This window comes from Marinimicrobium sp. UBA4209, assembly GCF_002381585.1.
GTDB classification, from domain to species: domain Bacteria; phylum Pseudomonadota; class Gammaproteobacteria; order Pseudomonadales; family Cellvibrionaceae; genus Marinimicrobium; species Marinimicrobium koreense.
The window spans coordinates 64095-75010 of record NZ_DFTP01000020.1; the positions used below are offsets into that span (position 1 = coordinate 64095).

Genomic DNA, 10916 nt, shown 5'->3' on the forward strand with positions numbered 1-10916 from the left:
GCGGCCGCCACGCCTCCCTGGAAGCCCTGCAACAGGCCGCCCTGGGTGAGAAGAGCGAGGCCGTCGCCGACTGGCTGGCCGAGCAGCAACTGACCGACCAGCCGCGTGTGGCGGAAACCCTGACCGTGTCCGACGGCTGGGACAAGGCGGTCGAGACTGCCCTGGGCAACAGTCTGCAGGCGGTCTGCGTGGACGGTTTTGATGCGGTAGCCAATACCCTCGGGGGACTCAGCCAGGGTGAACTGGTATTGATGGATACGGCCCGCCGGCCGGGCGCCGTCACCGGTGACAAGGCGGAGCGCCTGCTGGACAAGGTTCAGGCCGACTGGGATCTGAGTGAGTTGCTGCGCGGTGTCTACATCGCCGAAGACTTGCCCTCCGCCCTGGCGCTGCGCTCACAGCTGGAGGCCGGCGAGTCGGTGATTACCCGCGACGGCCTGTGGCTCGGTCCCCAGTGGCTGAAAGTGGCCCGGGACACCGACGCCAGCGACGGTGTGATTGCCCGCCGTCAGGAGCTTGAAGAGCTCGACGCCAGCATTGCGGAACTCGAGGAAACCGTTGCCCGTCTGGATGAGGCCCGCACCGAAGGCCGCGAGGCCGTGCAGAACCTCGAGCGCGAGCGGGAAAACCAGCGTCGGGAATCCGACGAGCAGAGCCGCCGCGCCGGTGAGTTGCGAGCCCAGTTGAGTGCCAAGCAGGCCCGTATCGAACAGATCAGCGTTCGCCGCGAGCGCACCGAAACCGAAATCCGGGAAGCCAGTGAACAACTGGACCAGGAGGGCGAACAGCTCGCCGAAGCCCGGATGATCCTCAGCGAAGCCATCGAATCCATGGAAATGGACACCGATGAGCGTGAGCGCCTGTTGCAGCAGCGGGATGAAATCCGCTCCGGTCTGGATCAGGCCCGGCAGAAGGCCCGGCACGATCGCGACAAGGCCCATGAAATGGCCATGCGCGCCCAGTCTCTGAAAACCCAGCTGGACAGCATTCGCTTGGGTATTACCCGCCTGCAGGAGCAGACCCAGCGGCTGCGCGAACGCAAAGAACAATTGCTGGAAGCACTCGGCGAAACGCGGGATCCCGCCGAGGAGCACCAGCTTGAGCTGGAAGCGAATCTGGACAAGCGCCTGGCGGTCGAAGGGGAGTTGAGCGAGGCTCGCCGCGCCCTTGAAGAGGTCGAACAGGAGCTGCGCACCGCCGAACAGGCCCGGCACAAGGCTGAGCAGGAAGTTCAGGCGGTGCGGGCCCATCTGGAACAGGAGCGCCTGGCCGCCCAGACCTTTGAAGTGCAGCGGGCCGGGCTCGCCCAGCAACTGAAAGAAGATGAGTTTGACCTGGACACCTTGTTGGCGGACCTGTCCGAGGACGCCGAAGTGAAGCCCCTGGAGCAGGAGCTGGAACAGGTGGCCGGCCGCATTGCGCGCTTGGGCGCCATCAACCTGGCCGCCATCGACGAGTACCAGACCGAGTCAGAGCGCAAACAGTACCTGGACGCTCAGGATGAAGACTTGCGCGAAGCGCTGGAAACTCTGGAAAACGCGATCCGCAAAATCGACCGCGAGACCCGGACACGGTTCAAGGAGACCTTTGACGAGGTCAACAAGTCCCTCCAGGAGCTGTTCCCTAAAGTGTTCGGCGGCGGACACGCCTATCTGGAACTTACCGGCGAAGATTTACTCGATACCGGTATTGCCATCATGGCGCGGCCACCGGGCAAGCGGAACAGTACCATTCACCTGCTCTCCGGTGGGGAGAAGGCGCTTACGGCCATTGCCCTGGTATTCTCGATTTTCCGCCTGAATCCGGCACCATTCTGTATGCTGGACGAAGTGGACGCGCCGCTGGATGACGCCAACGTGGGCCGCTATGCCCGCATGGTGGAAGAGATGTCCCAGCACGTGCAATTCATTTATATTACCCACAACAAGATTGCCATGGAGATGGCGCACCAGTTGATGGGTGTTACCATGCACGAACCGGGCGTATCCCGCCTGGTTACTGTGGATGTGGACGAAGCCGCGGAACTGGCAGCGGTATAATGCGCCTCGGGCGAGCAGACAACGGAGTAATTGACGGTTAACGCTATGGGTGACTGGCTGACGATACTGATTATCCTCCTGATCCTCGGGATTCTGCTCGATGGCTGGCGGCGTATGCACAATGCCCGCAAAGACTCCCTGAAGGTTTCGCCCTCGGTACGCCGCTCAGCGGGGTCGAGCAAGGCGGCCGCCGACGACTATAGCGCCGAGCTTCCCAATGGCGGTGCGCGCGTGGTGGCCTATCGGGAGACGCCGGAGGATGAGCGTCCTTTCCATCACGCCCCCGTGGATGAAGTCGATGACGATCGGGACCTTGATGGTCAGGATTTTGATGATAGAGCGTTTGACGATCGCGAAGCGCTGCAGGAAGAGGACGGTGAGCTGGCCGAGGACGACGAAACCAACCTCGATCAGCAACTGGCCGAACTGGACAGCGAAGCGGCCGAAGCCGAGACTCGGCCGCCCGCCACCTCCAAGCTGACCTCTGAACGCCAGCGCCCGGAAACCCACCGGGGCATTCCGGAGCAGGTCACGCTGAATCTGGACGAATCGGTGCCCATTTTGATGGAAACCACCGGCGAAGATACCTTTGAGGACGATCCGGAGCGGATCGAGCCCACCTTGGGTGGAAACGCCGACAGCAGCGTATCCAGCGCCAGGGCGGCCAAGCCGGAACCCTCGAGCCCCGCCCGCAGTGAGGCTAAAAAGCCCGAAGCGCCGGTGGCAAAATCGCCCAAACCCGCGCCCGCAAAACCCGAGCCCCGGAAAGCCGAAAAAGGGCCCTCTGACCGTCGCAAAGCCAAACCGGAGGAGCCGCCGAAGGCGCCACCGCAGCCCGATGAGGTGCTGATCGTGAACGTGATGGCGCCCACCGGTGAGCAATTCCGCGGGGACGCTCTGTTGGACTCGCTGGTGTCAGCGGGCCTGCGCTTTGGTGACATGAACATTTTCCATCGCTACGAAGGGGCCAAAGGTGGCGGCCCGATCCTGTTCAGCCTGGCCAATATGGTCAAGCCCGGCGTCTTTGATCTGGACACCATGGCGGACTTCACAACGCCCGGCGTCAGCCTGTTCATGACGCTACCGCTTGAAGAGCGGGTCGAGCTGGACAATGTGGAAGTGTTCGACGAAATGCTCGAAGCCGCCCGGGCCATTGCCCTGGAGCTGGGGGGCGAGCTCAAGGACGAAAACCGCAGCGTCATGACCCGGCAGACCCAGGAACACTGCCGCCAGCGCATCCACGAGTTCGAGCGCAAGCAGCTGTCCCGGATGCCGCACTAGGCGACCTGGGCACGAGCCCACGCTGAACCGTCTGACAATGAAGTAACCCGACTGCCAGGATAATTCCGTACATGGCCAAATCGACCTCTGCCATTCCGGCCGAGACCAGCGCCCGGGCGCAAACGCTCCGGGCCGAGATTCAGGAACACAACTACCGCTACTACGCGCTGGACGAGCCCCGGATTCCCGATGCGGCCTATGACCGGTTGATGCGCGAGTTGCAGGATCTGGAAGCCGAGTATCCCGAGTTGGTGACGCCGGACTCACCTACCCAGCGGGTTGGACAGACACCGCTGAGCGCCTTCGCCACGGTCACTCACGAACTGCCGATGCTCTCCCTCGATAACGCGTTCGGCGAGGACGACCTGATCGCCTTCGACCGGCGGGTCCGGGATCGGCTGCAGGACGACGCCACTATTGAATACGCCTGCGAGCCCAAGCTCGACGGCATTGCAGTGAGCCTGCTGTACCGCGATGGCCTCCTGGTGCGCGGCGCCACCCGGGGAGACGGCACCCAGGGCGAAGACATTACCCAGAATGTCCGCACCATCGACTCGATTCCCCTGAAACTGCGTGGCTCCGGGTACCCACGGGTGCTCGAGGTGCGCGGTGAAATTTACATGCCCAAAGCCGGCTTCGAAGCCTTGAACGAAAAGGCCCGGGAAAAGGGCGATAAATTGTTCGTCAATCCACGCAATGCGGCCGCTGGTAGCCTGCGGCAGTTGGACGCGCGCATTACCGCGACGCGCCCCCTGGAGATGTGTGCCTACAGCGTGGGTTATGTCGAAGATGGCGAGGTACCCGCCAAGCACTCGGAAACACTCGAGGCGTTCCGTGACTGGGGCCTCAAGATCAACCGTGAAATGCGGGTAGTGCAGGGCGCAGATGCCTGTATTGAGTACTACCAGCAATTGGGCGAACGGCGGGCGCAGCTGGATTACGACATCGACGGTATCGTGTTCAAGGTCAACCGCCGGGACCTGCAGGACGAGCTGGGCTTTGTGGCCCGCGCGCCGCGCTGGGCGATCGCCTATAAATTTCCCGCTCAGGAAGAAATGACCCAACTGCTCGACGTCGAGTTTCAGGTCGGGCGCACTGGCGCGGTCACTCCGGTGGCGCGGCTGGAACCGGTGTTCGTCGGCGGCGTCACCGTTTCCAACGCCACCCTGCACAACCGTGACGAAATCGAGCGACTGGGCGTCAAAATCGGTGATACCGTCATCGTGCGCCGCGCCGGGGATGTGATTCCGCAGATCGTCTCGGTGGTCACCGACCGCCGCCCCGACGATGCGCGTGAGATTGAATTTCCCGACCACTGCCCGGTGTGTGGCTCGCCGGTCGAACGCGTACCCGGCGAGGCCGTAGCCCGCTGCGACGGCGGCCTGATCTGTGCCGCCCAGCGTAAAGAGGCCATCAAGCACTTTGTCTCCCGCAAAGCACTGGACGTGGATGGTCTTGGCGACAAGCTGGTGGATCAGCTGGTGGAAAAAGGCCTGGTTAACGCGGTGGCCGATCTTTACCACCTGACCCGTGAAGACCTGACTGGGCTGGAACGCATGGGCGAGAAGTCCGCGGACAACCTGCTCAAGGCCCTGGACAACAGCAAACAGACCACCCTGGCCAAGTTCATCTACGCCCTGGGTATCCGTGAAGTGGGGGAGGCCACCGCCCGCAATCTGGCCCAGTACTACGGCAGTCTGGATGCCCTGGCCCAAGCGGATGAAGAGCATCTGCAACAAGTGGACGATATCGGCCCTGTAGTAGGCCACTTCGTCGCCGAGTTCTTTGCCCAGCCCCACAACCGCGAGGCGGTAAAGGCTCTGCGCGACGCCGGCATTTCCTGGACGGAACAGGCGCCCATTGACCGTGGGTCCTTACCCCTGGCGGGGCTGACCTACGTCCTGACCGGATCGCTGGAATCCCTGACACGGGATGAGGCCAAGGAACGTCTGCAGGCCCTGGGTGCCAAAGTGGCGGGCAGTGTGTCGAAGAAAACCGATTACCTTGTCGCCGGCCCCGGGGCCGGCTCCAAGCTGAAAAAAGCCGAGGAGTTGGACGTGGATATAATGGACGAGGCCGGCCTGCTTGAGTTGTTGAACCAGTGGGAGCAGAACTGATGCGAGCGCTGAGTCTGATGCTGTTGGCACTGACCACACTGGTTGGTTGCGCCTCCGCTCCGCCCAAGAGCAGCGACAACATCTGCGACGTCTTTGACGAAAAGCGAGGTTGGTACAAAGACGCCCGGCGCGCCGAGCGCCGTTGGGGCTCGGACATCCCGACGTTGATGGCCATGATGTACCAGGAATCAACCTTTCGCCCCAAGGCCAAGCCGCCGCGCACGAAAATCCTGTGGGTGATCCCGGGTCCGAGAAAGAGCAGCGCGTTTGGCTACGCGCAAGTGAAAGACGAAACCTGGAAAGAATATCAGCGCATGAGCGGTAATCACTGGGCCAGCCGCAGCTATTTTGCAGACGCGATTGATTTTGTCGGCTGGTACAATGCCCAGAGTAAAAAGCGGGTTGGCATCGACAAAAACGACGCCCGAAATCTGTACCTGGCGTACCACGAAGGTCACGGCGGCTTTAAACGGCGAACCTTTGATCAGAAAGCGTGGCTGGTGGGTGTTGCCGGTAAAGTGGAACAGCGGGCTCGGCGCTATCGCGAGCAATTGAAGTCTTGCGAAAGGCGTTTCAAAGGCCCTTGGTGGTGGCCGTTGCGGTAACTGATGTCGGATTACGCGCTGTGCGCTAATCCGACCTACGGAACTGCGAGTAGGTCGGGTTAGCGAAGCGTAACCCGACAAAAACCCGACCCGACTAAAACATTGATCCATTAGCTATTTGAACAATCCACTGGAGAATCACATGGCGCAAGCAGCAAGACAGGCATCCCCGGCTATGGCCCGGCCCCGCATTCTTGTGGTTGAAGACGATGCGGATCTGCGGGAAGCGCTGACCGATACGCTGGAACTGGCGGACTACGAGGTGCTGCAAGCCGACAGCGGTGAACGGGCGCTGGCGACACTGAACGCCGATAGTGACTGCCAGATGATTGTCTCGGACGTCAATATGGGCGGCATGTCCGGGCAGGAATTGTTGCAGGCGGTAAAGCAACAGTATCCGCAAATTCCCATGATGTTGATCACGGCCTACGCGAGCATCAATCAGTCCGTTGATGCCATCAAGCAGGGCGCGGTCGACTATCTTGTCAAACCCTTCGAGCCCGCCTTATTGGTGGATACCCTGGCGCGTCACCTCGGCTCCGCGCCGGTGGGTGATGAACCTGTGGTTCAGGCGGCGTCCAGTCAGCGGCTTCTGCAATTGGCGCAGCGCGTGGCGCAGTCAGAGTCGACGGTACTGATTCTCGGAGAGTCCGGCACCGGGAAAGAGGTGTTGGCGCGTTATATTCACAACCACTCGCCGCGTCATCAGAAACCGTTTGTGGCGATCAACTGTGCGGCCATTCCCGAGAACATGCTGGAAGCGATGCTGTTCGGCCATGAGAAAGGCGCATACACAGGCGCTCATACCAGCGCGCCAGGCAAGTTCGAGCAGGCCAACGGCGGGACCTTACTGCTGGATGAAATTTCCGAGATGGATGTGGGGTTGCAAGCCAAATTACTGCGGGTTCTGCAGGAGCGTGAAGTTGAGCGTCTGGGCGGCCGAAAGACCATCCCGCTGGATGTTCGGGTGATCGCGACCTCGAACCGTGACATGCGCGAACAGGTGGCCAAGGGCCTGTTCCGGGAAGACCTTTACTATCGATTGAGCGTGTTGCCCCTGCAGTGGGCACCGCTGCGGGAGCGACGCGAGGATATCGTGCCCCTGGCGGAACAACTGTTGCGCAAGCACGCGCAAAAACAGCGACGCGGTTGGGTGCAACTGACCGATTCCGCTCGCCAGGCGCTTGCGGGTTACGACTGGCCGGGGAACGTACGCGAGCTGGATAACGTCATGCAGCGAGCTCTGATTCTGCAGCCCGGTGATCTCATTCAGGCGGAGGATCTCGGGTTGGAAGCGGATAGAGCCTATGCGGATCTGGCTTCGGGGGGAAGCGCGGGTATGACCGTGAATGACGCTGACCCGATGGCGTTCACCCCAGTGTCTGAACCGGTATCGCTTCCACACCAGGGAATCCGGACGCCGGTGTCTGATGTGTCAGAGGAAAAGCCGGCGCTGGGGAGTGATCTGAAGCGCCGGGAGTTTGAGATTATCGTCAATACGTTAAACAGTGAGCGCGGTAGTAAGAAGCGTACGGCGGAAAGGTTGGGGATCAGCCCGAGAACATTGCGGTATAAAATGGCTCGTCTTCGTGAGGCCGGTTTTCCGGTGGATGGTTTGGCGTAGGGTAACCCATTTGGTGCCAGTGTGAGATTTGGGTTACGGCGGATGCGCGCCTTGCGGCGCTTATCCGCCCTACGGATAGCACAGAGGTTGCGTCGCATCCGCCGTAATCTCTGCGGTCTGCGTAGTGCGGATAAGCGCAGCGCATCCGCCGTCACCAAAACCCAACATGAAACTGCACCAAGCGGTACCGCTCAGACCTTTACCGCTGACTCTGGAATTTCGACGGCACTACCATACCATTTGATAATATTACCGTTGATATCCCGCGCCGGCGTTGCCTGAACCTGATGCCAGCGGTATTGCCCGTCGTAACGGCGAATTCGAAACTGAATATCGTAGGGTTTGCCATTCTGAATACATTGCGTCCAGGTCTGAACGCAACGCTCCTGATCGTCCGGATGCAGCAGCGTCAACCATTCGCCCGGCGCTGAAAGCGACTCGCGAGGGACACCGGAAAAATCACTGAGCGCCTGGTTGAAATAATCGATCGAACCATCGGGCAGTGCACTCCATACCGTCACCGGTAGCGCATCCAATTGCGACTGCAGCGCGCGGGCGCTTTCCGCAAACCGGTTGTTGGACAGCGTGGTTCCGGTCAGGTCCTGCAGCGTGCCGACAACCCCGATTTGTACACCCTGGGTATCGAACAGGGGGCGCCCCGAGGTCTGTACCAATCTTTTCTGTCCGCTGCGAGTGACCAGCGGTAACTGTTGTATGTAGGGCTTTCCATGCTGAACACAGTCGTCGAATGCGGCGACCACTTGCGTGCGACCGGGTTCCGGAAAAAAGCTCAAGGCGCCATCGGCCGGTGGTGGTTCTCCTGGTGATAAACCAATTATCGGGTTAATCAGTTCCGAGCGGTGAAATGTCTGGCTGGCCTTGTCATAACACCAGTAACCGATGCCGGTCTGATGGCTCAGCATGTCGAGCGTAGACTGAGCCTGTTGCAGGTGCCGTTGGTTGGGTTCAAGTTGACGTCGGGTGTCGCCCAGCGCATCGCGGGTTGCCAGCCAACGCAGACTGACGGTCAATGTTACGCTGATAGCAATAAGGCTGAGTAGGCGGTTGGCCAGCACCGCCACCAGAGGGAACCCGTCGGGAAGGTCCGCAAGTAACAGGCCGGCGCTGCACATCAGAAGCGACCAAAGTCCTATGCGTAGAACCCAATCCCGATCACGAGTCTGATTGGCCAGGGCGATGACCAGAAGGTATAGAATACCGTGGGCGACCCCAAGTGGCGTCACGATATCGGCGGCAAAAACAATTGCAAGGAAGAAGATCGAAAATCGCCGATATTTTGGCGCGTTGCGACGGGTGTCGCTTTGTTCACTTTGGTTTACACTGATCATATACCAACGGCTCTTTATGGGCGCGCGTGAGTCTCAGCCGAATGAAACCACAGTCAAATAAAATAGTCGAGCGACTGGCGGCTCAGAGAACCTATGCAATGGTCCTGCGCTGGGCCACCCTGTCCTTGGGGTTGCTGATCCTGGGGCTGCACTTTCAGGAGTTCTCTTCCGAATCCGGCCTGTTTTCCTGGCGCACTGAATCTTGGTGGCGCTACGTTGGGGAGGCTGCGCTGCTTGTGTTGATTCTCGTGCTGGTCATGTTGGTCGCGGCCAACGACCGACGGCGTCAGGCGTTGGAGCAGGCGCTCGATAATGAGTTGGTGTTGTTTCGTCAGTTGGCGGAGAGTGTCGAAGAAGTCTTCTGGCTGACTGATGTAGAAACCGGTCAATTATTGTATGTCTCCCCGGCCTATGAATCTTTGTGGGGCCGATCCCGGGCGTCGTTGCTGGTCAACCCGGAGCAGTGGTTTAACGCAGTGGTTCCCGAGCATCAAGGACGTGTCGCCGAGATGCGTGCTCAGCAAATCGGCGGTCGTTATGACATCGAGTACGAAATCCAGCGCCCTGATGGGAGTCGGCATTGGGTGCACGACCGCGCCTTCCCGGTGCTCAATGATCAGGGGCAGGTGGTGCGTCTTGCGGGATTTGCATCGGATATTACGGATCAACGATGGCTCTCGCAGCAATTGGTGGATCAGGATCGCCTGCTGAATATCGCCACCCAGATGGCCCGGCTCGGCGGTTGGTCGGCGGACATGATTGCCGAGCGGATGACATTGAACGACGAAGCCTGCGCCATTTTTGATGTGCCGTCCGGCACTGTGTTTACCCTTGAACAGGCCCTCAGTTATTACACGCCGCAATTTCAACGCCGAGTGTCCGTGGCGGTGGACCATGTGTTGCAGGAAAAGGCCTTTTTAGACCTTGAGGCGCAGATTGTCACCGCGCTGGGCCGCTATGTCTGGGTTCGTGTGCAGGCGCACCCGATATTGAATCAGCGGGGAGACGTGGTGCGTCTGGAAGGGGCGGTTCAGGATGTGACCGAGCGCAAACACGCTTCGTCCCTGCTGGCCCAGGGGGTGCAGCGCTTTCGTGAATTTGCCAACGCCATGCCCCACCTCGTCTGGACGGCGGACCTGGCCGGGCGCCTGGATTACGGCAATCGGATGCTGGAGGAATTTCTCGGCTGCGAGCACGACGATCCACTGTTGGATGATGTCTGGCGGGACGCGATTGAACCCGTCGACCAAGGTCGTTATAACCTGGCCTGGGATATGGCACTCGACCAGGGAGGGCGACTGGATCTGGAGATTCGCCTGCGCCGGTTCGATGGCTATTGGCGCTGGCACGCCATTCAGGCCATGCCCATCAAGGACCCGAATGGTAAAACCATCAAATGGTACGGCAGCGCCATCGACGTCCACGAACGTCGGGACAGTGAAGAGCGGGCCAAGCAGTTGGCCGAGCGTCTGGCCACCACCCTGGAAAGCATCACCGACGCATTTTTTACCGTCAACACGGACTGGGTGTTCACCTATGTGAACCGGGAGGCGGAGCGGCTGCTGGAGCGTTCCCGGGATGAACTGCTTGGGATGAGCCTGTGGGAAGCCTTTCCCGAGGCACTGGGGACCGATTTTGAAACCTACTATCGCCAGGCGATTGAAACCGGCATAAAAGTGTCGTTCGAAGCCTATTTTGAGCCTTTGGGCTACTGGGCTTCGGTTAATGCCTACCAAGCCGGAACTGACCGCGATGGACGCGCTGCGCGCCATTCTGCCGGCGGGCACCCTGTCCGGCGCGCCGAAGATTCGCGCGATGGAAATCATCGACGAGCTGGAGCCGGTCAAACGTGGTGTCTACGGCGGCGCCGTCGGCTATCTCGCCTGGAACGGCAACATGGA

6 protein-coding genes and 2 pseudogenes are annotated in these 10916 nt (G+C 60.4%); 7 read left to right on the forward strand and 1 reads right to left on the reverse strand.

All coding sequences use genetic code 11. From position 1 onward, the window contains the following. From smc to B3187_RS03520, 5 genes are all read left to right on the forward strand, one after another. The coding region (gene smc, locus B3187_RS03500; protein ID WP_286804594.1) for a chromosome segregation protein SMC at positions 1 to 2039 on the forward strand (2039 nt) is incomplete at its 5' end. A gap of 45 nt (positions 2040 to 2084) precedes the next feature. Continuing rightward, a complete protein-coding gene (gene zipA / locus B3187_RS03505; RefSeq protein ID WP_286804595.1) occupies positions 2085 to 3320 on the forward strand; it encodes a cell division protein ZipA in 1236 nt (411 codons plus the stop codon). A 71-nt stretch (positions 3321 to 3391) separates the two neighbouring features. After that, the gene (gene ligA, locus B3187_RS03510) at positions 3392 to 5437 is read left to right on the forward strand and encodes an NAD-dependent DNA ligase LigA (protein WP_123637351.1); all 2046 of its coding nucleotides are present in this window, start codon (positions 3392 to 3394) and stop codon (positions 5435 to 5437) included. Next, entirely contained in the window at positions 5437 to 6042 is a 606-nt protein-coding gene (locus tag B3187_RS03515; protein ID WP_286804596.1) for a transglycosylase SLT domain-containing protein, read from the forward strand. Before ligA ends, B3187_RS03515 begins: the two co-directional genes overlap by 1 nt. Before the next feature lie 142 nt (positions 6043 to 6184). Further along, positions 6185 to 7666, forward strand: coding sequence for a sigma-54-dependent transcriptional regulator (locus B3187_RS03520; protein ID WP_286804597.1), 1482 nt, complete (start codon positions 6185 to 6187; stop codon positions 7664 to 7666). A gap of 191 nt (positions 7667 to 7857) precedes the next feature. On the opposite strand, the gene B3187_RS03525 is transcribed toward B3187_RS03520, so the two are convergent. After that, positions 7858 to 9015: a PAS domain-containing protein gene (locus tag B3187_RS03525; protein WP_286804598.1), complete on the reverse strand. Its 1158-nt coding sequence runs from the start codon at positions 9013 to 9015 to the stop codon at positions 7858 to 7860. A gap of 257 nt (positions 9016 to 9272) precedes the next feature. Here B3187_RS03525 and B3187_RS03530 point away from each other — a divergent pair. Together B3187_RS03530 and B3187_RS03535 are read left to right on the forward strand one after the other, a co-directional pair. Continuing rightward, a pseudogene (locus tag B3187_RS03530) lies at positions 9273 to 10703 on the forward strand (PAS domain-containing protein); the annotation flags it as partial. A 46-nt stretch (positions 10704 to 10749) separates the two neighbouring features. Next, a pseudogene (locus tag B3187_RS03535) lies at positions 10750 to 10916 on the forward strand (chorismate-binding protein); the annotation flags it as partial.